This window comes from Streptomyces sp. NPDC031210 (assembly GCF_055570395.1).
In genome coordinates this window covers 708,250-730,752 of record NZ_JBVIHH010000002.1, presented here as the reverse complement: position 1 = coordinate 730,752, position 22,503 = coordinate 708,250, and the positions used below count along the sequence as shown (strand labels likewise).

The following is a 22,503-nucleotide window of genomic DNA, read 5'->3' as shown; positions in this document are numbered from 1 at the left end:
GCCGATCACACCACCGGCACTCACCTCATCGCGGTCGGAATGCCACGGAATGGGACACATGACTACGGAATCCAAGGCGGCCGGACCGGCGCTTCCCGCGAGTCCTCCCCTGACCGAGCGTCAGGAGGCCCGGCGCCGCCGCATCCTGCACACCAGCGCCCGGCTGGCCGGCCGCGGCGGCTTCGACGCCGTGCAGATGCGCGAGGTCGCCGAGTCCTCGGGCGTCGCGCTCGGCACCCTCTACCGCTACTTCCCCTCCAAGGTGCATCTGCTGGTGGCGACCATGCAGGACCAGCTCCAGCACATGCACGAGACGCTGCGCAAGCGCCCGCCGTCGGAGGAGGACCCGGGCGCGCGGGTCGCCCAGACGCTGATGCGGGCGTTCCGCGCCCTGCAACGGGAGCCGCAGCTCGCGGACGCCATGGTGCGCGCGCTGACGTTCGCCGACCGGTCGGTCAGCCCGGAGGTGGACACCGTCTCGCGGCTGACCACCGCGATCATCCTCGACGCGATGGGGCTGGACGGGCCGCCCAGCGCCGACCAGCTCTCCGCGGTCCGGGTGATCGAGCACACCTGGCACTCGGCGCTGATCACCTGGCTGTCGGGGCGGGCCTCGATCGCCCAGGTGAAGATCGACATCGAGACGGCCTGCCGACTGATCGACCTCACGGCCCCGGGGGCGGGGACGGGGGCGGGGGCAGGCCGCTGAGGGCGGGCCAAGGCGCTGCGGGTGGGGCGGCCCGCTGAGGGTCGGCTGGCCGCTGGGGGCGGACGCCACTGACGGCGGGAGAGCCGCTGCGGGCTGGCCGGCCGCCGAGGGCCGGCCAGCCGCTGGGGGTCGGTCGGCCGCTGAGGGTCGGCTGGCCGCGTTAACTCCTGGCCCCACCTGGGTAGTTGGTCCGCAAGGGGCCCACCGACCCCCTAAGGGACCGCCCGCCCCACCCCCTACTGGCCCTCCCCCACCCCGCCACCCGCCCCGCTCACTCATCCGGTGGGAAGACCGCCTCGCCACCGTCCGCGGCGGTGAGGGTGATCGCCTCGACCGGGCATCCCTCGGCCGCCGCCAGCAGCCGCTCACCGGCGTCCGTCTCGGGCTCCACCGGGTGGGACCGGCGGGTCCCGTCGAGCCGGAAGCCGTCGGGTGCCGTGGCGGCGCACAGTCCCGAGCCGATGCACACGGCCCGGTCCACCTCCACCCGCCAGCGGTCCCCCATCAGGCACCCGCCGGCAGGTGGATCATCTTGTGCTCCAGGTACGCGCCGAAGCCCTCCGGCCCGAACTCCCGCCCGATGCCGGAGTTCTTGTAGCCGCCGAACGGGCCGAGCATGTCGATGCTGAAGGTGTTCACCGAGTACGTACCGGTGCGCACCCGCCGCGCGACGTCGAGGCCGCGCTCGACGTCGGCCGTCCACACCGAGCCGGAGAGCCCGTATTCGGAGTCGTTGGCGAGGGCCACCGCCTCCGCCTCGTCGTCGTACGGCAGCAGGCAGATGACCGGGCCGAAGATCTCCTCGCGGGCGATCCGCATGGTGTTGGTGACCTCGCCGAAGAGCGTCGGCTCGACGTACCAGCCGGTGGGCTGCGCCGCGGGCCGGCCGCCGCCCACCAGGACCTTCGCGCCCTCCTGCCGGCCGAGCGCGATGTAGTCCAGCGAACGCCGCTGCTGGCGGTGGGCGACCAGGGGGCCCACTTCGGTGGCCGGATCCAGCGGGTCGCCGACCTTCAGGGCGCCGGCCGCCGCGGCGAACCGTTCGGCGATCTCGTCGTAGCGGGCGCGCGGCGCGAGGATCCGCGTCTGGGCCACACACGCCTGGCCGTTGATCATCCAGGCGAACGGCACGATGCCGGCGACCGCCGCGTCCAGGTCCGCGTCCGGCAGGATCACCGCGGCGGACTTGCCGCCCAGTTCGAGCGTGACCCGGCTGAGGTTGCGGGAGGCGACCTCCATGACCCGCTTGCCCGCCGCCACCGACCCGGTGAACGACACCTTGTCCACGTCCCGGTGCCCGACCAGGTATTCGCTGACCTCCCGGTCCGCGGGCAGGATCGACAACACCCCTTCCGGCAGCCCGGCCTCGGTCACGATCTCCGCGAGCAGATACGCGTCCAGCGGGGTCTCCGGCGACACCTTCAGCACCACCGAGCAGCCGGCCAGCAGCGCCGGCGCGAGCTTGGCGGCGGCGGCGAACTGCGGGACGTTCCACGGCACGACGGCCGCGACGACGCCGACCGGCTCGCGCCGCACCAGCAGCGGGCCCAGGATCCCGGCCCGCCGCTCCTCGAACACGTAGTCACGGGCGACCGTGAGAGCCGCGTCCCACACCAGCATCGCGGCCAGCGACTGCACCATGACGCCGGAGGTGTAAGGGGTGCCGTTCTCGGAGCTGATGATCCTGGCGAGCTCCTCGCTGCGGGCCGCGACGCCGTCCTTGATACGGGTGACGACGGCGATCCGGTCCGCCACGGGGGCGTTCGCCCACACCCCGGAGTCGAAGGAGGTGCGGGCCGCGGCCACCGCGCGGTCGACGTCGGCCCGCGAGGCGTGCGGTACGCGGCCGATGACCTTCTCCGTGTGCGGCGAGACGACCTCGATGGTGCCGCCGCCGGCGGGATCGACCCACTCGCCGCCTATGTAGAGCTGTCCGTGTTCGATCAGGTCGCTCATCGCTGCCGCCTCCCGCGGGTTGGCCGCCCTGTGCCGAAAAGTTCTGACGGTGCATCAGACGTGCGTCAGAAACTGATACCAGGTGCGGTGGGAGGAGTCCACGGCGCGCACCGAATCACCGCCGCCGCGCGGCCCGGCCCGATGCGCCCCCCGGCCCCCTGCCCAGCCCTGCCCGCCAACTTCCTTTCCCACCCGTCCACTTCAGGCCGTAATGAAACCGGTTCTAGTTATAGTGAGCGGGCATGCCACACCGAGAGGGGACCGGGATGACACAGGTGACCGACCACAAGGGCGGGGTGTGGAGCATCGCCGTCCCCATCCCGGACAATCCGCTCGGCCACACCCTCGTCCACCTCCTGGAGACCGACCGCGGTCCGGTGCTCATCGACACCGGCTGGGACGACCCGGACTCCTGGGACACCCTCGCCGCGGGTGTCACCGCCTGCGGGTTCGCCCTCGCCGACCTGCACGGCGTCCTGATCACCCACCACCACCCCGATCACCACGGCCTGTCCGGGAAGGTCCGGGAGGCGTCCGGCGCCTGGATCGCGATGCACGCCGCCGATACGGCCATGGTGCGCCGCACCCGCGAGGCGGAGCCGGGGCGGTGGCTGGAGTTCCTGATCGCCAAACTCACGGCGGCCGGCGCGCCGGAGGAGCATCTGGCGCCGCTCCGCGCGGCGCGCGCCCGGGGTCGCGCCGAGGCCCTGCCCGCGCGTCCGCCCGCGCTGCCGGACCGCGAGATCGGCCCCGGCGAGCTTCTCGACCTGCCCGGACGCCGGCTGCGCGCCATCTGGACCCCGGGCCACACCCCGGGCCATGTGTGCCTGCATCTGGAGGAGGAGCATCCGGCGCTGCGGGGGCCGGGTTCCGGGCGGCTCTTCTCCGGCGACCACCTCCTGCCCGGCATCAGCCCGCACATCGGTCTGTACGAGGACCCGGACGGTGAGGGGGGTGCCGCCTGCTCGAACGACGTCGAGAGCTCGGGGGGCGCTACCGATCCCTTGGGTGACTATCTCGACTCCCTGGAACGGATCGGGCGGCTCGCCCCGGCCGAGGTTCTGCCCGCCCATCAGCACGCGTTCACCGGAGCGGACCGGCGCGTAAGAGAGCTCATCGCTCACCATGAAGAGCGGTTGTCCGCACTGAGAGCACTGCTCCGCGAACCGCTCACGCCGTGGCAGCTCGCCGTCGCCATGGAGTGGAACCGCCCCTGGGACCAGATCCCCTACGGCTCCCGCACCATCGCCGTCTCCGAAGCCGAGGCGCACCTGCGCCGCCTGGTGAAACTCGGCCGGGCGGAGCGCGTCCCGGGCTCCGACCCCGCGACCTATCTGGCGGTCCCCTTGGGGTGACGCGGCGGCGGTGGGCGCGGCGGCGGGCAGGGGGCGGTGGCGGGCAGGGCGCGGCGGCGGGCAGGGGGCGGGCATGGTTGGCGGCTGGTCGCAGGTGCCCCAGGCCGCCCCCGAGGCCCGGCCCCGTACGTGCGAGCGAGTCCCGGCGGGCCGCCGGTTAAGGTGTGCGGGACAACTTCATTCGTGCCCGATCGGGGGAAGCCGGTGGAAATCCGGCGCTGACCCGCAACCGTGAGGACGGCCCGCCCGCGCACCGCGACCCGCTCGCGGCCCGCACGGCCGCCGCAGCCGGAGCGCCCGTCCGGGCACGACCAAGGCTCCCGCCACCGGACCACCCGCCCCCGCGGGCGGCCGGTCGCGGCACCGTCGAGGAATACGGAGTCGAGCCCGGTGCCACCGGCGCGGATCAACCGATCGGCGCGCGGACGGCCGGCCGAGCGCGGCTGCGTACCACCGCTGCGAACCGACCCGAGAGGCACCCACCGATGGCCCCCGTGGCTCCCATGGCCCCCATGGCCCATTCCTTCGCCGTCCTGGCCCGCCGCACCGCCACGGCACTGGCCACCGCGGCCGTGCTGGGCGCGGCCGCCGCCCCCGCCGCGTTCGCCGACTCCGCCGCGCCCGCCGCCGCCCCCTCCCCGAAGAAGCTGCCCGACGGCCTGTACGGCACGCAGTCCCCCGAGTTCGACGGGGTGTGGCGCCAGTCCCTCGCCCTGCTCGCCCAGGACACCCTCGGCGTGCGGCCCGCGGCGTCGGCCGTCGACTGGCTCACCGGCCAGCAGTGCGCCGACGGTTCGTTCACCGCGTTCCGCGCCGACCCGGCCGCAAAGTGCGACGCCAAAACCATGCGGGACACCAACCAGACGGCCGCCGCCGTCCAGGCGCTGGCCGCGCTCGGCGGGCACGCCGACAGCGTGCGGAAGGCCGTGACCTGGCTGAAGTCCGTACAGAACGACGACGGCGGCTGGAGTTCGCTGCCGGGCTCGCCCAGCGACGCCAACTCCACGTCCGTCGTCATCGGGGCGCTGGTCTCGGCCCGCGTGAAGCCGGAGTCGGTGAAGTCCGCGAAGGGCGGCCGGACGCCGTACGACGCGCTGCCGGCCTTCCAGTTGGGGTGCGACGCGAAGAAGGCCGAACGGGGCGCGTTCGCCTTCCAGCCCAAGGACGGCGCCCTGGTCCCCAACGCCGACGCCACCGCCGCGGCCGCGCTCGGCGCCCGGGGCGCCGGCTTCGTCGTCGAACCGGCCGGCGAGGACGCGAAGAAGCCCGTCGAGCCGCTCGCCTGCGAGGACGGCGGAAAGACGAAGCCCGGGGCGGGCGGGCCGGAGCGGGCCGCGGCGGGCGCCGACGCCTACCTCGTCGCGCAGCTCGACAAGAACGGCCACCACCTGATGTCGGCGATGCCGGGCGCCGAGGACCAGCCCGACGTCGGCAACACCGCCGACGCCGTCGTGGCACTGGCCGCCGGCTCGCACGGCGCCGCCGCCCGGCAGCCGCTGAAGTGGCTGGAGAAGAACTCCGCGGACTGGGCGAAGAAGAGCGGCCCCGCCGCGTACGCGCAGTTGGTCCTCGCCGCCCATGCCACCGGCACCGACCCGCGCTCCTTCGGCGGCACCGACCTGGTCGCCGCGCTCAACGCCACCGGCCCCGAGCCGGCCGGCGGCGCGCGGCCGTCCGCCACGCCGGGGAAGGACGCCGGGTCCGGCACGAAGGACGACGGGGGCGGCGGCGTCTGGTGGATCGTCGGTGTCGGGCTCGCCGCCGGTGCGGGAGTCGGCTTCCTGCTGAGCGGCCGCAAGAAGAAGAACGCGCTCTGATGAGGCTGTTGAGGCGTTCCTCGGTCGCCGGCGCCCTGCTGCTGGCCGGCACGGTCTGCGGCCTGGGCGCCGCGCCCGCGCAGGCGCAGGAATACCGCTACTGGTCGTTCTGGCACAGCAAGGGCGGCTCGTGGGCGTACGCCACCGAGGGCCCGGCCACCGTGCGGCCGGCCGACGGGGCCGTCGAGGGGTTCCGGTTCGCCGTCAGCGCCGACTCCGCCGCGGCGGCCACACCCCGGCCGGACGCCGCCTTCGCCGCGGTGTGCCACGGCACGCCCGCCAAGGGCGGCAGCAAGCGCGTCGGGGTCGTCATCGACTTCGGCACCGCGGCGGACGCACCCGGCGGCGAGACACCGCCCAAGCCCCGCACCGCCTGCGCCCGGGTCCCCGAGGACGCCTCGGCGGGCGACGCGCTGGCCGCCGTGGCCCGGCCCCTGCGCTACGACGCCGACGCGTTGCTGTGCGCCATCGCCGACTACCCGAAGTCGGGGTGCGCCGAGCAGGTGAGCGGGTCGCGGGGCAACCCCACCACGGGGGCGCCCGCCGCTTCCGACGGGGCGGCCGGTGGCGGGGACGACGGCGGCCCGTCCGCCGGGCTGTTCGGCGGCCTGGCGGCCGTCGCCGTACTGGGCGCGGCCGCCGTATGGCAGGCGCGCCGCCGGCGCGGATGAGCGCCCCGCGAGCGACCCGGAGCACCGCGCTGCACGCCGGCGCGTGGTGGCTGTGGGCGCTCGGCCTGGCGACCGCGGCCTCCCGCACCACCAATCCGCTGCTGCTCGGACTGCTGACGGGCGTCGCCGGCTATGTCGTCGCGGCCCGCCGCACGGACGCGCCCTGGGCCCGCTCCTACGGCGCGTTCGTCAAGCTCGGCCTGGTCGTGATCGCCATCCGGCTCGTGTTCGCGTTCGTCCTGGGCTCGCCCATTCCCGGTACGCACACCCTCCTCACGCTCCCCGAAGTGCCCCTGCCCGACTGGGCCAAGGGTGTGCGGATCGGCGGCCGGGTCACCGCGGAGGGCATGGTCTTCGCCCTCTACGACGGCCTGAAACTGGCCACCCTCCTCATCTGCGTGGGCGCCGCCAACACGCTCGCCAATCCCGCCCGGCTGCTGAAGTCGCTGCCCGGGGCGCTCTACGAGGCGGGCGTCGCGGTGGTCGTCGCGATGACCTTCGCGCCGAACCTGGTCGCCGATGTGCGGCGGCTGCGCGCCGCCCGGCGGCTGCGGGGCCGGCCCGACCGCGGCGTCAAGGCCCTCCTCCAGGTGGGGCTGCCGGTGCTGGAAGGCGCCCTGGAGCGCTCGGTGGCGCTGGCCGCGGCGATGGACGCGCGCGGTTACGGCCGCACCGCCCACGTGCCGCGCGCCGTACGGCACACCACGTCGGCCCTCACGCTCGGCGGGCTGCTGGGCGTCTGCGCGGGGACGTACGGGCTGCTGGCCGGGGCCGGCGGGGGTTACGGCCCGCCGGTGCTCCTGGGCGGACTCGGCGCCGCCGTCGCGGGGCTGTGGCTGGGCGGCCGCCGCGCGGCACGTACCCGCTACCGCCCCGAACGGTGGGGCGCCCGCGCCGTGCTGGTCGCCGCCTCCGGCCCCGCCACCGCCGCCCTGATCCTCTTCGCCGGCTCCTACGACCCGGCGGCCCTTCACCCGCCCGCCGTGCCCCTCACCGCCCCCGTCCTTCCGCTCTGGCCCGCCGCCTCCCTCCTGCTGGGCCTCCTCCCGGCGTTCGTCGCGCCCGTACCGCCCGGGACCGGGCTCCGGCGGGCCGGTGGACGGCCTGGCGAGGGCGGGAGCGCCGACGGCCGCTCCGGTGCGCCCGCCGGGCGCCGCACATCCGATCCGCTCGCGAAGGAGCCCACCCAGTGATCCGGTTCGAGCAGGTCTCGGTCACCTACGGGGACGCCGCCGAACCGGCCGTCCAGGGCATCGACCTGACCGTCCCCGAAGGGGAGTTGTGCCTCCTCGTCGGCCCGTCCGGTGTCGGTAAGTCGACCGTGCTGAACGCCGTCTGCGGCCTCGTACCGCACTTCACCGGCGGCACCCTGCGCGGCCGGGTCACCGTGGACGGGCGCGACACCCGCACCCACAAACCACGCGAACTGGCCGATGTGGTCGGCACCGTGGGCCAGGATCCGGTGGCGCACTTCGTCACCGACACCGTCGAGGACGAACTCGCCTACGGCATGGAGTCCCTGGGCCTGGCCCCCGACGTGATGCGCCGCCGCGTCGAGGAAACCCTCGACCTGCTCGGCCTGGCCGACCTGCGCGACCGGGCGCTCGCCACCCTGTCGGGCGGGCAGATGCAGCGCGTCGCGATCGGCTCCGTCCTGACCACCCACCCCAAGGTCCTGGTCCTGGACGAGCCGACCTCGGCCCTGGACCCGGCCGCCGCCGAGGAGGTGCTGGCGGTGCTCCAGCGCCTGGTCCACGACCTGGGGACGACGGTCCTGCTGGCCGAACACCGTCTGGAGCGGGTGGTGCAGTACGCGGACCAGGTGATCCTGCTGCCGTCCCGTGGCGCGGCCCCGGTGATGGGCGACCCCGCCGAGATCATGGCCGTCTCCCCCGTCCACCCGCCGGTCGTCGCCCTCGGCCGCCTGGCCGGCTGGTCGCCCCTCCCCCTGTCCGTACGCGACGCCCGCCGCAAGGCCGCGCCCCTGCGCGACCGTCTGAAGGCCCATACGCCAGCGGAGGCGGGCGGGGTCGCCGGGGGGCCGGGGGACGCCGCCGGCGGGAGCTACGGGCCCGGCGCGCCCGGCGGAACCGGCGGGGCCGGTAGGACCGGCGGACCCGACGCACCCGGCGGCGGGCCCGGCGGCCCCGGTCTCGGCGGCAGCGCGCCCGGCCGCCCCGGCCCCGCCGGCAGCGCGCCCGCCTCCGGAATCGCCGCCACCGCCACCACCGCGGCCTCCCCCGCCTCCGGAGTCACCGCGGTCGTCTCCGGACTCACCGTCCACCGGGGCCGGATCGACGCGCTGCACCGCGTGGACCTCACCGTCCGTCCCGGCGAGACCGTCGCCCTGATGGGCCGCAACGGCGCCGGCAAATCCACCCTCCTCACCACTCTCGTCGGCATGCACCAGCCCGCCGCCGGTACGGTCCGGGTCGGCGGCGCGACACCGCACCGCACCGCCCCCCGCACCCTCCTGCGCCACGTGGGCCTGGTCCCCCAGGAGCCCCGCGACCTCCTCTACGCGGACACCGTCGGCGCGGAATGCGCCGCGGCCGACCATGACGCGGGCGCCCCGGCCGGCAGTTGCCGGTCTCTCGTCACGCGGCTGCTGCCCGACGTCCCCGACTCCGCGCACCCCCGCGACCTGTCCGAAGGCCAGCGCCTGGCCCTCGCACTCGCCGTCGTCCTGACCGCCCGCCCGCCGCTGCTCCTGCTCGACGAGCCCACCCGCGGCCTGGACTACGCCGCCAAGGCCCGCCTGGTCGAGGTGCTGCGCGCGCTGGCGGCCGAGGGGCACGCCCTCGTCCTGGCCACGCACGACGTCGAACTCGCCGCCGAACTGGCCCATCGCGTCGTCATCCTCGCGGACGGCGAGATCGTCGCCGACGGTCCCACCCGCGAGGTCGTGCTCTCCTCTCCCTCCTTCGCTCCGCAGGTCGCCAAGGTCCTGGCGCCTTCGCCGTGGCTGACGGTCCCCCAGGTGGCGCGCGCCCTGGAGGCCACGTCATGACCACGGACCGCTCCGGACCGCCGCGCGAACTCCCCCCGCCGCAGGACACCCGCCGCCGGCCCGCCAACGCCCCCGTCGCCGAACGGCAGGCGCGCGCCGTACGCCTCGGGCCCCGCTCCGTCGCGGCCCTGGTCCTGGTCTCGGCGATCGGTGTGATGGCCTTCGGCTGGCCGCTGCTCGCCGACTCCGGGTCGGGCCTCGCGCACTCCACGGACGCGCCGTGGCTCTTCGCCGCTCTGCTGCCGCTGCTGCTCGCCGTCGTCGTGGCCACCGTCGCCGACACCGGGCTGGACGCGAAGGCCATCGCGATGCTCGGCGTACTGGCCGCGGCGGGCGCGGCCCTGCGCCCCCTGGGAGCCGGCACCGCCGGGGTGGAGCCGATGTTCTTCCTGATGGTGTTGTCGGGCCGGGTGCTCGGCCCCGGCTTCGGCTTCGTTCTCGGTTCGGTGGCGATGTTCGCGTCGGCGCTGCTGACCGGCGGCGTCGGCCCCTGGATGCCGTTCCAGATGCTGACGATGGGCTGGGTGTCGATGGGCGCGGGCCTGCTGCCGGGCCCCGACCGGCTGCGCGGCCGCCGCGAACTGGCGCTGCTCGCCGCATACGGTGCCGTCGCCGCCGTCCTCTACGGGCTGGTCATGAACCTCCAGGGCTGGCCCTATCTCGCCGGAATGACCTCGGGCATCTCCTTCGTCCCCGGCGACCCCCTCCACGACAACCTCACCCGCTACCTCGCCTACTGTCTGGCCACCTCCCTGGGCTGGGACCTCCCCCGCGCCCTGGTCACCGTCCTCCTCACCCTGACCCTGGGCACCCCCGTCCTCAAGGCCCTGCGCCGCGCCACCCGCCGCGCCGCCTTCGACACTCCCGTCTCCTTCGACACCCCCATCCCCTTCGCCGCGGGAGCGGCGGACCGGGTGGAATCGGAGGCGACGGACCGCGCCGAGCGGTGAGCGGCGGATCGGGCGGAGCCGGGAGCCTCGGGGCCGCCGCCCGGACCAGGGCAGCCAGGGGGCCAGGGGCCTGAAGCCCGCCCCGCGCCGCCGTGCCCCGCCCCCTGTCCGTCGCGCGCCCCGCTAAGACCGCGCGACGGGCAGGGCGCGGGATATGGACGGCTGCGAGCGCAGGAAGGACCTGTAGTGGTCGGCGTCGGCGCCCTGGTCGACGACCGTGGCCTTGACGCCGTGGCCGGCCAGTTCGCGGGCGCAGGCACGGGTGTTGGCCATGGGCACGTCGCGGTCGCCGGTCGCGGAGTACAGGGTGACCGGCACGCCCGGGTCCGGTGTCCAGTCGCAGGTGCGGTCGTTGGCGTGCAGCACCTCCAGCAGGGCGCCGGAGGGGTGGCGCAGCTTCTCGTACCAGGTGTCGGTGAGCAGGTCTTCGAGGCGCTCGGGCAGCTTGCCCGCTATGTCTTCGGCCGGGTGATCGCCGTCGAAGAGGTCCTCGACGCGGTCGGCGTACGGGGCGCGGAACACCTCACGCGGGTCGTCGTAGAGCGGGTGCAGGCGGTTTTGGGCGGTGAGGAAGAAGGAGACGTAGAAGACGGCGGACCGCGGGTCGACGCGGCCGTCGAACATGCCGGGCAGTTCGCTGCCGTCCAGGTCGTAGGGGCCGCCGATCGGTGCGAGAGCGCCCAGGCGGAAGCGGGGGTCGGCGCCGCGGTCCAGCTCGCGGCCGAGTTCCATGGTGACCTGGCCGCCTTGGGAGAAGCCGGTGACGGCGACCTTCCGGTCGAGGGTGGCGCCGAGTCGCGGGGCGGCGGAGCGGGCCGCGCGGAGCATGTCGAGCGAAGCCGACGCGGAGGACCGGGCGTCCATGTAGGGGTGGCGGCCCGGGCTCGTGCCGAGGCCGAGGTAGTCGGGAGCGATGGCGGCCCGGCCGGCCGAGGCGTACAGCACGGTCACCGCCCGGTCGGGGCCCTCGGCCACCGACGGGGCGTAGCCACGGTAGGCGAGGGTGCCGTGCGTGTGGACGACGGGCGGGAGGTGGCGGCCGCCGCCCGTGGGGAGGGCGAGCAGGCCGGAGGCGGTGGTGGGGCGGCCGTCGGGGGTGACGGTGCGGTAGGTCAGGCGGTAGGCGGCGACGCCGTGCCGGGCGGTGGCGGCGTCCAGGCCCGCGTCCTCGGCGTGGGAGACGACCTCGGCGCGGTCCTGCCGGCCGAGGGGCGTGACGGAGAGCAGCGCCCCGCGCCCGGCCCGCGCGGCGTCGGCGATCACGTGTGCCGTTCCGGGTCTCGCCCCGCCGGAGATGGCGGGGCTCTGCCCGCCGGCGCTCGTGGGACCGTGCCCGCCGACCGCCCGCACCCCCGCGGCCGACGGTGCGGCGAGGGCCGGGGCGGCGGTGAGCGCCGTCAGCAACAGGGCGGTGCCGGCGGCCAGTCCGCGCGATAAGCGCCGGTTCCCGCCCGGTGCGGGGGTGTTCCGCTGAGTTCGGTTCATGTCGTCGACGCTACGGGCCCTTCGCGCCGCGGAGTATGGGGATTTCCACCCAACTGACCTGCCGCTACCCCTAGGTTGATCGCCCTCCCGGCGGGCGTCTTCTCGGGGATTTCCCCTACAACCGCTGGATGATGGTCCCGGTCGCCAGCGCACCGCCCGCGCACATGGTGATCAGGGCGAATTCCTTGTCGGCGCGTTCGAGTTCGTGGAGGGCGGTGGTGATCAGGCGGGCGCCGGTGGCGCCGACGGGGTGGCCGAGGGCGATGGCGCCGCCGTTCACGTTCACCTTCGCCAGGTCCTGTTCGAAGACCTGGGCCCAGGACAGGACGACGGACGCGAACGCCTCGTTGATCTCGACGAGGTCGATGTCCCGGAGGGACATGCCGGCCTTGCCCAGGACGGCACGGGTCGCGTCGATCGGCCCGTCCAGGTGGAAGTGCGGATCGGATCCGACCAGCGCCTGGGCGACGATGCGTGCCCGCGGTTTGAGTTTGAGGGCGCGGGCCATGCGTTTGGAGGCCCACATCAGCGCGGCGGCGCCGTCGGAGATCTGCGAGGAGTTGCCCGCGGTGTGGACGGCGGTGGGCATGACGGGCTTGAGGCGCCCCAGGGCCTCCATGGTGGTGTCGCGCAGTCCCTCGTCGCGGTCGACGAGTCGCCACATGCCCTGGCCGGCGGCCTGTTCGTCCTCGGTGGTGGGGACCTGGACGGCGAACGTCTCGCGTTTGAAGCGTTCCTCGGCCCAGGCGACGGCCGCTCGTTCCTGGGAGAGCAGCCCGAGGGAGTCGACGCGTTCGCGGGTCAGCCCCCGTTTGCGGGCGATGCGCTCGGCCGCCTCGAACTGGTTGGGCAGATCGACGTTCCACTCGTCGGGCCAGGGTTTGCCGGGTCCGTGCTTGGATCCGCTGCCCAGGGGCACGCGGGACATCGCCTCGACGCCGCAGCCGATGCCGATGTCGATGACGCCGCCGGCGATCATGTTGGCGACGAGGTGGTTGGCCTGCTGGGAGGACCCGCACTGGCAGTCCACGGTCGTGGCCGCGGTCTCGTAGGGCAGGCCCATGGCGAGCCAGGCGTTGCGGGCGGGGTTCATGGACTGTTCGCCGGCGTGAGTGACGGTGCCGCCGACGATCTGTTCGACGCAGTCCGGCTGGATGCCCGTCCGGGCGAGGAGTTCGCGGTACGTCTCGCCAAGGAGGTAGGCGGGGTGGAGGTTGGCGAGCGCGCCTGCGCGCTTGCCGATGGGGGTGCGTACGGCTTCGACGATGACGGGTTCCGCGGCCATGACTGACTCGTCCTCTCCTCGCGTCCGCGGGTGTCCCGGCACCCACGGAAAAGAACTAGTACGCGTTCTAGTTCCGCGGGACAGTCTTATGAGGCGTCCTGCGGGGCGCAAGAGGGCCGCACGCCCTTGTCCGCGACGGACAACGCCGTGACCCTTGCCACTTGTGGAGCCCGTTACTACCTTCACCGGACCGCTAACTGACGTACCGTCAGTCGTATCGCCGCTGCCAGAGACCCCCTGCCGGATCGGACCAGGAGTCGCCGATGCCATGCCCCGCGTTGCCCGAAGGGTTCGACTTCACCGACCCCGACGTCTACCAGAACCGGGTTCCGCTCCCGGAGTTCGCGCTGCTGCGGCAGACCGCGCCCGTGTGGTGGAACGCCCAGCCGCACGGCATCGCCGGCTTCGACGACGACGGCTACTGGGTCGTCACCCGCCATGAGGACGTCAAGGAGGTGTCCACCAAGCCGGAGATCTTCTCCGCCAACCTCAACACCTCCATCATCCGGTTCAACGCCTCGATGACCCGCGACCAGATCGACGTACAGAAGCTGATCATGCTGAACATGGACCCGCCCGAGCACACCCGGGTCCGCCAGATCGTGCAGCGCGGCTTCACCCCGCGCTCCATCCGCGCCCTGGAGGAGGCGCTGCGCCACCGGGCGGCGCGGATCGTCGCCGAGGCGCGGCAGCGGGGCGCCGGAGACTTCGTCACCGACATCGCGTGCGAACTGCCCCTCCAGGCCATCGCCGAACTCATCGGCATCCCCCAGGACGACCGGTCCCGCATCTTCGACTGGTCGAACAAGATGATCGCCTACGACGACCCGGAACTGGCCATCACCGAAGAGGTCGGCACCAACGCGGCGATGGAACTGATCTCGTACGCGATGAACCTCGCCGCCGCTCGCAAGGAGTGCCCGGCCAAGGACATCGTCAGCCGGCTGGTGGCGGCGGAGGACGAGGGCAACCTCGGCTCGGACGAGTTCGGCTTCTTCGTCCTGCTGCTGGCGGTCGCCGGCAACGAGACGACGCGGAACGCCATCACGCACGGCATGCACGCCTTCCTCACCCACCCCGGCCAGTGGGAGCTCTACAAGCGGGAGCGCCCGGCGACGGCGGCCGAGGAGATCGTGCGGTGGGCGACGCCGGTGGTCTCCTTCCAGCGGACCGCCACCCAGGACACCGAGCTGGGCGGCGCGAAGATCAAGAAGGGGCAGCGGGTGGGGCTCTTCTACTCCTCCGCCAACCACGACCCGGACGTCTTCGACGCCCCGGAGACCTTCGACATCACCCGCGACCCCAACCCCCACCTGGGGTTCGGCGGCGGCGGACCGCACTTCTGCCTGGGCAAGTCCCTCGCGGTCCTGGAGATCAACCTGATCTTCAACGCGATAGCCGACGCACTGCCGGACATCCGCCTGGCGGGCGATCCGCGCCGGCTCCGCTCCGCCTGGCTCAACGGCGTCAAGGAGCTTCAGGTGCGGTACGGCTGACGCGCGCGGCGACCGACCGGGCGGCTCCGCGGCGCGTCATGACGCCTCGCGGGGCCGTTCGGCGTGAGTAGTCCGAAAACGGTAGCTCCCTCAACCTTGCCAGCGCTCATTGGCAGACTTACATTCAACTCGCCGGTAACCATTGGTAGTTCGGCACGGACCCCGCGCGGCGCCCCGCACTCCCCCCACACATTTCGACAGCGCGATCCACCGCTCTTCGAAGGGGAAACGTCATGAAGGACGCACACGGCAGACATGTCACGGGACGCATAAGCTGGCGCAGGTTCGCCGTGCTGACCGTCCCGGCCCTCGCCGGCACCGCGGCCCTGGGCCTCGCTCTGGCCAACGGTGCCCTCGCGGCCTCGTTCGCCGTCTCGGGGCAGCAGTTCAAGGTGTCCGCCGACAGTCTCAAGGGCGACGGGTTCGCCCAGTACGGCAGCGTCGACGCCAACGCCAGAGGAAAGCTCCTCCCGGTCGTGGTGACCGCCATCAAGACCGCCGAGCTGCACAACCTGTGCCAGTCGGTCGTCACCCACCTGCCCGTGATCGGCGACATCTCCCTCCATCTCAGCGCGGGCACCGGCGACCGGCCCGTGCAGGCCACCGACCTGTTCGTGGACGCCACCCAGCTCTCCGGCAACGCGTCCTTCCGGCACATCGAGATCGGCCGGGACGCCTCCACCCTGGACAAGGGTCCGGACGACGCGCGGGGCATGCAGGACCTCTTCGCGCAGCAGGCCGACGACATCACGATCAGCGATCTGCGGCAGACCGCCTGGGCGACCAACGCGGGAACCTTCAAGCTCTCCGGGCTGAGCATGAAGATCTCCAAGGGCAAGAAGGAATGCTTCTGACATGGCGGCCCGATGGCGGCGCTGGCGGAAGGGAAGGCCCTTCTGGGGCGGCCTGGTGGCGGTCCTCGCCGGCGCGGAGATCTGCGCCCTCCCGCTCGCACCTCTGAAGATCATGCTCCAGCAGGGCATCGCCGGGATCCCGTCCGTGCTCATGGGGCTGGTGATGATCCTGATGGGCCTGTCGGCGTGGTTCACGCCGTACTACCGGGGCCTCGCCGGCATCGTCACGGTGCTGTGCGCGGCGGCCGCTCTGGTGATGTCCAACCTCGGCGGATTCCTGATCGGGACAGTCCTCGGAATCTTGGGCGGCGCGATGATCTTCGCCTGGCAGCCGGCGCCCGCACCCACCGAGGCGTAAGCCGGGCGCGTTCTCCCCCCCACCGTCCGGCAGGTCCGCACGCCCGCGCACGCACCACCGGTACGGGATCTCCCGCGCACCGCCCGTACACCGCCCACGCACCGCCCGTACGCCCCCAGCCGCACCATCGGCACAACCCCTCCCGCACCACCGGCACAACCCCTCCCGCACCATCGGCACCCCCTCCAGCACCACTTGACACCCCCTCCCCCTAAGGAGACCCCCCATGTCGCACCCCACACACCGCCCCCGCGCGCTGTTAGCCGCCGGCGCGGGCCTCGCCACCGTCCTCGCGCTGTCGCCGGCCGTCGCCGGCTCCGCCGCGGCGCAGCCCGCGGGCCAGGAGTCACCCGCCGCCGCGTCCACGACGGTGAGCCCCGCCGGGCACGGCTTCACGGCCACGCTCAGCGGAAAGGCCACCTTCACCGCCGGTTCGGTGACCGTCACCTGCACCACTTCCACCTCCACCGGGCAGGTACCGGCCGCGCCCGGCAACCAGAACCCGGCCGGCCCGGTGAGCAGCGGCATCTCGCCCGCGACGTACGGCTCGTGCACGACGAGCATGCCGGGTGTCAGCGCGAGCGTCACCACGACCGGCAGTTGGGGCGTGGCCATGCAGAACGGCACTCCGGTGACCGCCGGACTGACCATCCCCACAGGCGGCTTCGTCCTGAAGACCAGCGGGTTGGCGAGTTGCACCGTGACCGCCGCGCCCACCGGGGCGGCGACGGTGAACGGCACCTGGGCCAACGGCGCGCCGTCCACCCTGACCTTCACCAACGCCTCGGTGCCGGTGAAGGTGCAGGGCGGTTTCGGCTGCCCGACCAGCGCGACCAGTTCGACGTTCAACGCGACCTACCGGGTCACCGACACCACCGACCCCGCGTCCCAGATCACGGTGACCGGCTGACCGACCGGCGGACCCCCTCGATCACGGCGGCCGGCCGCCTCGGCCGCCGTGACCGCACCACCCGCCCCGGCCTCACCGCCCGGTGAGGCCGGCCGCGGACACGGCCGCCGAAACCGCCACCGCCACCGCCGCGCAGAGGCAGGCGGTGACGAGCCGTCGCCGCAGCGCCCGATACGCGCCTTCGTATTCGGCCCGCAGCGCGGCAGTGCGCGACGCGATGCGTTCCAGATAGACCCGGGACGTCTCGCGCTGGTCCTGGCGGTAGCGCGATTCCACTTCCCCGCGCTGGGTTTCGGTGAGCCAGGGAAGTGCGGCGCAGAAGGCTTCCGCCCGAGTGCGGGCCCGGTCCTTTTCCGCCTCCCAGAGCAGATATCCCTCGATTTCGTTGATGGCCTCCTCGATCCGGGTGCCCTCGCTCATACCGGCACCACTCCGGATTCGACCTCGCGAGCGGTCTGCGGATGGTGCAGGTCGAATGCCGGGGATTCGGAACGGATACGGGGCAGCGCCGTGAAGTTGTGCCGCGGCGGCGGGCAGGACGTCGCCCACTCCAGCGAACGGCCGTAACCCCACGGGTCGTCGACCTCGATCTTCTCGCCGTACTTCGCCGTCTTCCAGACGTTGTAGAGGAACGGCAGGAGGGAGAGTCCGAGGAGGAAGGAGAAGACGGTGGAGACGGTGTTGAGGGTGGTGAATCCGTCGGCGGCCAGATAGTCGGGGATACGCCGCGGCATGCCTTCCGCGCCCAGCCAGTGCTGGACGAGGAAGGTGCCGTGGAAGCCGAGGAACAGCGTCCAGAAGGTGATCTTTCCCAGGCGTTCGTCCAGCATCTTGCCGGTGAACTTCGGCCACCAGAAGTGGAAGCCGGCGAACATCGCGAAGACGACCGTGCCGAAGACGACGTAGTGGAAGTGCGCCACCACGAAGTAGGAGTCCGAGACGTGGAAGTCCATCGGCGGCGAGGCGAGGATGACACCGGTCAGACCGCCGAAGGTGAAGGTGACCAGGAAGCCGATGACCCACAGCATCGGCGTTTCGAAGGACAGCGAGCCCTTCCACATCGTGCCGATCCAGTTGAAGAACTTCACACCCGTCGGCACCGCGATCAGGAACGTCATGAACGAGAAGAACGGCAACAGCACGCCGCCCGTCACGTACATGTGGTGCGCCCAGACCGTGACCGAAAGACCGGCGATCGAGATCGTCGCCGCGATCAGACCGATGTAACCGAACATCGGCTTCCGCGAGAACACCGGAATGATCTCGGAGACGATGCCGAAGAACGGCAGCGCGATGATGTACACCTCGGGATGCCCGAAGAACCAGAACAGGTGCTGCCACAGCAACGCGCCGCCATTGGCCGCGTCGAAGACATGCGCACCGAATTTACGGTCCGCCTCCAGCGCGAACAGCGCCGCCGCCAGCACCGGGAAGGCCAGCAGGACCAGCACACCGGTCAGCAGCACGTTCCACGTGAAGATCGGCATCCGGAACATCGTCATGCCAGGCGCCCGCATGCAGATGATCGTCGTGATGAAGTTGACCGAACCGAGGATCGTGCCGAAACCCGAGAAGGCCAGACCCATGATCCACATATCGCCGCCGATGCCTGGTGAATGCACGGAGTCGGAAAGCGGCGCGTAGGCGAACCAGCCGAAGTCCGCGGCTCCTTGAGGCGTCAGGAATCCGCCCACGGCGATGAGCGAACCGAAAAGATAGAGCCAGTAGGCGAGCATGTTCAGGCGGGGAAAGGCGACATCGGGGGCGCCGATCTGGAGCGGCATGATCCAGTTCGCGAATCCGGCGAACAGCGGCGTCGCGAACATCAGCAGCATGATCGTGCCGTGCATCGTGAACGCCTGGTTGAACTGCTCGTTGGACACGATCTGATGGCCGGGGCGGGCCAGTTCGGCGCGCATCAGGAGCGCCAGCAGGCCGCCGACGCAGAAGAACGCGAACGACGTGACCAGATACATCGTGCCGATGGTTTTGTGGTCGGTGGTCGTGAGCCACCGGACGGGAGACTTCATGCCCGGTAGGTGTCCGGGCCCGCCCCGAACGTCACCGCCTGCGGGCCCGAAGCGGGCCGGGGACCTGGTGGGAAGAGTCACCCCGTCAGGGTGTGAAGATCGGGGCCATGCCGGACACCAACGGTTCATGAGCACGGACGACGCCTTCGCCGATGCCTATCGCGCGCACTACTGGGCGGTCAGCCGCTTCGTGGCGCGGCGGTGGGACGGGCAGGCACACGAGGTCGAGGAAGTGGTGGCGGAGGTCTTCTCCATAGCCTGGAGACGCCGCGCCGAGCTTCCCGAAGCGCCGCTGCCGTGGCTGTACGGCGTGGCCCGCAACTGCCTGGCGAACACGGCGCGGGGGCTCGGCCGCTACCGGCGGCTGCTGCACCGGCTCGGCCATCACGAGGCGGTGCACCGCCGGCAGACCGTGGAGAGCCCGGACGCCGAACGGCCGGGCTCCTGGGTGCACGAGGCGCTGGCCCGCCTCCCCGCCGCCGACCGCGAGGTGCTGCGGCTGACGGCCTGGGAGGAGCTGACCGTGGAGGAGCTGGCGGTGACCCTCGGGTGCGGCCGGAGCGCGGCGGCCATGCGGCTGCACCGGGCCCGGCGCCGCCTTCGCGCGGAGATCGACCGTAGGCGGACGAGCGTGTGCGTACGAGCAGGAGACGACGGCAATGAGTGACGAACTTCGGCTGCTGCGCGCGGCCAATCCCGCACGGGCCGACGAAGGGCCCTGGCGGGACCGCCCGCTGGACGCCCGCGCCGAACGCGGCCTGAACCGCCTGCTGCACAGCGACCGCACCCGCCGGGCCCGGCGGCGCCTCGTCCTGCGCGCCGAGGCCGCGGTCTTCGCGCTGGTCGCCGTGCTCGCCTTCACCCTCTCCGACTCCGGCAGCACAGCGGCCGCCGCCGTCCCCGTCGCCCTCCAGGCGCGCGCCGGCGCCCCGTCGGTGCCGTTGGAGGAGGTGGCGCGCCGGGCGGAGGCCAGGGCGCGGGCGGCCGGCGGGCGGGACGGGCCGCGCCGGGGCAGTCATCTGCGGAGCTGGTCCATGAGCATGGAGGCGGGCCCGGACGCCGCGCCGCCGGTCACCGTGCCCGAGGAGCGCCTCACCCGCTGGGCGGCGGACGGCAGCGGCTCGGAGCTGGTCGTGGCCACCGACCCGCGGCACCCGGGCCGCCCGGTGATCGACGACTCCGGTGGCAGGTGGCGCACCGTCAACGACGGGAAGGTGCTGCACCGCGCGACGTATCCGGCGGGCTCCGGGGCGCGGGTGGGCGGCCTGGCCTCGCGCACGAGGCCGCCGACCGACGCCGGGGCACTGCGGGAGCATCTGGCGTCGCTGTACGGCGGCGCGGGTGCCCGGACGCCCCAACTCCTCACGGCGCTCTCGTCGTTCCGGCAGGCGTGGACGCCGGGCCCGCGCGAGACGGCCGCCGTCGTGCGGATGCTGGCCGGTGCCGAGGGGCTGCGGCCCGCCGGCGCGGTCACCGACCGCCTCGGCCGCCGCGGCCAGGCGTACGTCTACGACGGGCCGGACGGCACCATGAACGCCACCCGCCAGATGGTGATCCTGGACCCGGTGACCGGGGAACTGCTCGGCAGCGAGGTGACGTTCACCAAGGACCTGCCGGACTTCCGGATCACGTCGGGTGAGGTGCTGTCGTACGAGGCGTGGATGCGGTGAGGCGGCGCCCGCGGGCCCGCGGTGCCGCGCAGGGGCGCCCGGGCCGCCCTGACGCGCCGCCCGAGTGGCGGACCGCGCCCGAGTGGCGGACCGCGCCCGTAGGGCGGATCCTTGAGAGACGCGACGATCCATCGGCGCGGTGGCCGACAGTGCCGCCGCGCCGTCCGCGCGGGTACCCCGGCGTGCGCGCCCTCCCACTCCGCGCCCCTCCCGCCACCCCGTGGCGCACCTCACACCCCCGCCCCCGGTTGCGGCCGATCACCGCGAGATGGATCACAGAACGCACACCCGCCGAAATCCCGGCGAAGGCGTGTTTCCCCTGCAAGAAGCGGGTATACGGCCGACTGCGCGGTCATTCGCACACTGTCCGTGATGAACCGTTCTGCACCTATGGTCGACCTTTGTCCGTCACCCCGATGGCGGGCGATGTCATGCAGTCGTCCAAGAGAGCGCAGGCGAGCGAACACGTGCCGACGCAGTCCCCCGTCGCATCCGGGCCCCGTAGGCACGGTGGCCGCCCCTTCGGTGCCGTGGCCGATCTGGAGAAGCCGACCTCGGGCGAGGTCACCGTCGTCGATCCGGCGATGGTCAAGCGCGCGGTGTCGGCGGCCGCCCTCGGCAATGCGATGGAGTGGTTCGACTTCGGCGTCTACAGCTACCTCGCGGTCACCCTCGGACACGTCTTCTTCCCGTCCGGGAACCCGACCGCGCAGTTGCTGTCGACGTTCGGCGCGTTCGCGGCCGCGTTCCTCGTACGCCCCATCGGCGGCATGGTCTTCGGCCCGCTCGGCGACCGGATCGGCCGTCAGAAGATCCTGGCGATCACCATGATCATGATGGCGGCCGGCACCTTCGCCATCGGCCTGATCCCCTCGTACGCCTCCATCGGCGTCGGGGCACCCGTCCTACTGCTCCTCGCCCGCCTCGTGCAGGGCTTCTCCACCGGCGGTGAGTACGGCGGCGCGTCCACCTTCATCGCCGAGTACGCGCCCGACAAGAAGCGCGGATTCCTCGGGAGCTGGCTGGAGTTCGGCACCCTGGCCGGATACGTCGGCGGGGCCGGCCTGGTCACCCTGATGACCGCGCTGCTGTCCACCGAGGACCTCCACTCCTGGGGCTGGCGCCTGCCGTTCCTGATCGCCGGACCGATGGGCCTGATCGGCCTGTACCTGCGGATGCGGCTCGAAGAGACCCCGGCCTTCGCCCGGTTGGAGAAGGAGGCGCGGACGCGGGAGAAGGAACGCCGCGAGGTCGAGAAGCGGATCGGGCTGCGCGAGATGGTCTGCGGGCAGTGGCGGGCGATGCTGCTGTGCGTCGGGCTCGTCCTGGTCTTCAACGTCACCGACTACATGCTGCTGTCGTACATGCCGAGCTATCTGACCTCGGAGCTGAAGTACGACGAGACGCACGGACTGCTGGTCGTCCTCGCGGTGATGGTGCTGATGATGGGCGTCCAGCCGTTCGCCGGTCGCCTCACCGACCGCTTCGGCCGCCGCCCCGTCATCGCGGCGGGCTGCGCGGGATTCCTGCTGCTCTCGGTTCCCGCGCTGCTGCTGATCCGTCAGGGCTCGCTGGGCGCCATCGCCCTGGGCATGGCCGCGCTGGGCCTGCTGCTGGTCTGCTTCACCTCCACCATGCCCTCCACGCTGCCCGCGCTGTTCCCGACCAAGGTGCGCTACGGCTCCCTGTCGATCGGCTTCAACCTCTCCGTCTCGCTCTTCGGCGGCACGACGCCGCTGGTGGTCACCGCCCTCATCGGCGCGACCGGCGACCGGATGATGCCCGCGTACTACATGATGGCCGCGGCCGTGATCGGCGCCGTCGCCGTCCTGCTGATGTCCGAGAGCGCCCGCAAGCCGCTGCCCGGCTCCCCGCCCGCCGTCGAGACGGAGGCGGAGGCCCGCGAGGTCCTCCGCGCCGCCCGCGGCAGGGATACGGCCTGACGGC

20 protein-coding genes and 1 riboswitch are annotated in these 22,503 nt (G+C 72.9%); of the genes, 14 read left to right on the top strand and 6 right to left on the bottom strand.

The genetic code is table 11. From position 1 onward, the window contains the following. The first annotated feature begins 58 nt into the window (after nt 1-58). Complete coding sequence (locus ACZ45Z_RS06955; RefSeq protein WP_468357244.1) at nt 59-709, top strand: TetR family transcriptional regulator; 651 nt, start codon at nt 59-61, stop codon at nt 707-709. Nucleotides 710-980: 271 nt separating this feature from the next. On the opposite strand, the gene ACZ45Z_RS06950 is transcribed toward ACZ45Z_RS06955, so the two are convergent. Then, a complete protein-coding gene (locus ACZ45Z_RS06950; protein WP_468357240.1) occupies nt 981-1,214 on the bottom strand; it encodes a ferredoxin in 234 nt (77 codons plus the stop codon). Next, on the bottom strand, nt 1,214-2,665 hold the full coding sequence (locus ACZ45Z_RS06945; RefSeq protein WP_468357237.1) for an aldehyde dehydrogenase: 1,452 nt from the start codon (nt 2,663-2,665) through the stop codon (nt 1,214-1,216). The genes ACZ45Z_RS06950 and ACZ45Z_RS06945 overlap by 1 nt, the downstream gene beginning before the upstream one ends. A gap of 266 nt (nt 2,666-2,931) precedes the next feature. On the opposite strand from ACZ45Z_RS06945, the gene ACZ45Z_RS06940 reads away from it, so the two are divergent. The 6 genes from ACZ45Z_RS06940 (at nt 2,932) to ACZ45Z_RS06915 (ending at nt 10,468) form a co-directional block, all read left to right on the top strand. Further along, nucleotides 2,932-4,020, top strand: a complete 1,089-nt coding sequence (locus ACZ45Z_RS06940) for an MBL fold metallo-hydrolase (RefSeq protein WP_468357234.1) — start codon at nt 2,932-2,934, stop codon at nt 4,018-4,020. 137 nt (nt 4,021-4,157) lie between these two features. Beyond that, a riboswitch (cobalamin riboswitch) is annotated at nt 4,158-4,284 on the top strand. Nucleotides 4,285-4,532: 248 nt separating this feature from the next. Further along, nucleotides 4,533-5,837: a prenyltransferase/squalene oxidase repeat-containing protein gene (locus ACZ45Z_RS06935; RefSeq protein ID WP_468357231.1), complete on the top strand. Its 1,305-nt coding sequence runs from the start codon at nt 4,533-4,535 to the stop codon at nt 5,835-5,837. Then, nucleotides 5,837-6,508 (top strand): SCO2322 family protein, encoded by a 672-nt coding sequence (locus tag ACZ45Z_RS06930; RefSeq protein WP_468357228.1) that lies wholly within the window; start codon nt 5,837-5,839, stop codon nt 6,506-6,508. The genes ACZ45Z_RS06935 and ACZ45Z_RS06930 overlap by 1 nt, the downstream gene beginning before the upstream one ends. Continuing rightward, nucleotides 6,481-7,701, top strand: a complete 1,221-nt coding sequence (locus tag ACZ45Z_RS06925) for an energy-coupling factor transporter transmembrane component T (protein ID WP_468357225.1) — start codon at nt 6,481-6,483, stop codon at nt 7,699-7,701. The genes ACZ45Z_RS06930 and ACZ45Z_RS06925 overlap by 28 nt, the downstream gene beginning before the upstream one ends. Beyond that, nucleotides 7,698-9,518: an ABC transporter ATP-binding protein gene (locus tag ACZ45Z_RS06920; RefSeq protein WP_468357221.1), complete on the top strand. Its 1,821-nt coding sequence runs from the start codon at nt 7,698-7,700 to the stop codon at nt 9,516-9,518. Before ACZ45Z_RS06925 ends, ACZ45Z_RS06920 begins: the two co-directional genes overlap by 4 nt. Then, nucleotides 9,515-10,468, top strand: a complete 954-nt coding sequence (locus tag ACZ45Z_RS06915) for an ECF transporter S component (RefSeq protein ID WP_468357218.1) — start codon at nt 9,515-9,517, stop codon at nt 10,466-10,468. The genes ACZ45Z_RS06920 and ACZ45Z_RS06915 overlap by 4 nt, the downstream gene beginning before the upstream one ends. A 123-nt stretch (nt 10,469-10,591) precedes the next feature. On the opposite strand, the gene ACZ45Z_RS06910 is transcribed toward ACZ45Z_RS06915, so the two are convergent. Beyond that, the gene (locus ACZ45Z_RS06910) at nt 10,592-11,953 is read right to left on the bottom strand and encodes an alpha/beta hydrolase family protein (protein ID WP_468357215.1); all 1,362 of its coding nucleotides are present in this window, start codon (nt 11,951-11,953) and stop codon (nt 10,592-10,594) included. A 115-nt stretch (nt 11,954-12,068) separates the two neighbouring features. After that, nucleotides 12,069-13,238, bottom strand: coding sequence for a steroid 3-ketoacyl-CoA thiolase (locus ACZ45Z_RS06905; protein ID WP_468357211.1), 1,170 nt, complete (start codon nt 13,236-13,238; stop codon nt 12,069-12,071). Nucleotides 13,239-13,501: 263 nt separating this feature from the next. Between ACZ45Z_RS06905 and ACZ45Z_RS06900 the strand changes: the two genes are divergently transcribed. The 4 genes from ACZ45Z_RS06900 to ACZ45Z_RS06885 all read left to right on the top strand — a co-directional run bounded on the left by ACZ45Z_RS06900 (nt 13,502) and on the right by ACZ45Z_RS06885 (nt 16,856). After that, nucleotides 13,502-14,734 carry a cytochrome P450 gene (locus ACZ45Z_RS06900; RefSeq protein ID WP_468357208.1) on the top strand — a complete coding sequence of 411 codons (1,233 nt, stop codon included), beginning with the start codon at nt 13,502-13,504 and terminating at the stop codon, nt 14,732-14,734. 233 nt (nt 14,735-14,967) lie between these two features. Continuing rightward, entirely contained in the window at nt 14,968-15,588 is a 621-nt protein-coding gene (locus tag ACZ45Z_RS06895; protein WP_468357205.1) for a DUF6230 family protein, read from the top strand. A 1-nt stretch (nt 15,589) separates the two neighbouring features. Continuing rightward, nucleotides 15,590-15,946: a DUF6114 domain-containing protein gene (locus tag ACZ45Z_RS06890; RefSeq protein WP_468357202.1), complete on the top strand. Its 357-nt coding sequence runs from the start codon at nt 15,590-15,592 to the stop codon at nt 15,944-15,946. 226 nt (nt 15,947-16,172) lie between these two features. Then, a complete protein-coding gene (locus ACZ45Z_RS06885) occupies nt 16,173-16,856 on the top strand; it encodes a hypothetical protein (RefSeq protein ID WP_468357199.1) in 684 nt (227 codons plus the stop codon). A gap of 72 nt (nt 16,857-16,928) precedes the next feature. Here the strand turns inward: ACZ45Z_RS06885 and ACZ45Z_RS06880 are convergent, their stop codons facing one another. Together ACZ45Z_RS06880 and ctaD are read right to left on the bottom strand one after the other, a co-directional pair. Next, nucleotides 16,929-17,276: a hypothetical protein gene (locus tag ACZ45Z_RS06880; RefSeq protein WP_468357196.1), complete on the bottom strand. Its 348-nt coding sequence runs from the start codon at nt 17,274-17,276 to the stop codon at nt 16,929-16,931. After that, nucleotides 17,273-18,886, bottom strand: coding sequence for an aa3-type cytochrome oxidase subunit I (gene ctaD / locus ACZ45Z_RS06875; RefSeq protein WP_468357193.1), 1,614 nt, complete (start codon nt 18,884-18,886; stop codon nt 17,273-17,275). The genes ACZ45Z_RS06880 and ctaD overlap by 4 nt, the downstream gene beginning before the upstream one ends. 127 nt (nt 18,887-19,013) lie before the next feature. Here ctaD and ACZ45Z_RS06870 point away from each other — a divergent pair, with 127 nt between their 5' ends. The 3 genes from ACZ45Z_RS06870 (at nt 19,014) to proP (ending at nt 22,499) form a co-directional block, all read left to right on the top strand. Next, a complete protein-coding gene (locus tag ACZ45Z_RS06870; protein ID WP_468357190.1) occupies nt 19,014-19,553 on the top strand; it encodes an RNA polymerase sigma factor in 540 nt (179 codons plus the stop codon). After that, entirely contained in the window at nt 19,546-20,556 is a 1,011-nt protein-coding gene (locus tag ACZ45Z_RS06865; RefSeq protein WP_468357187.1) for a CU044_5270 family protein, read from the top strand. Before ACZ45Z_RS06870 ends, ACZ45Z_RS06865 begins: the two co-directional genes overlap by 8 nt. A 431-nt stretch (nt 20,557-20,987) precedes the next feature. Continuing rightward, nucleotides 20,988-22,499: a glycine betaine/L-proline transporter ProP gene (gene proP / locus ACZ45Z_RS06860; RefSeq protein ID WP_468357426.1), complete on the top strand. Its 1,512-nt coding sequence runs from the start codon at nt 20,988-20,990 to the stop codon at nt 22,497-22,499. Nucleotides 22,500-22,503: the final 4 nt, after the last annotated feature.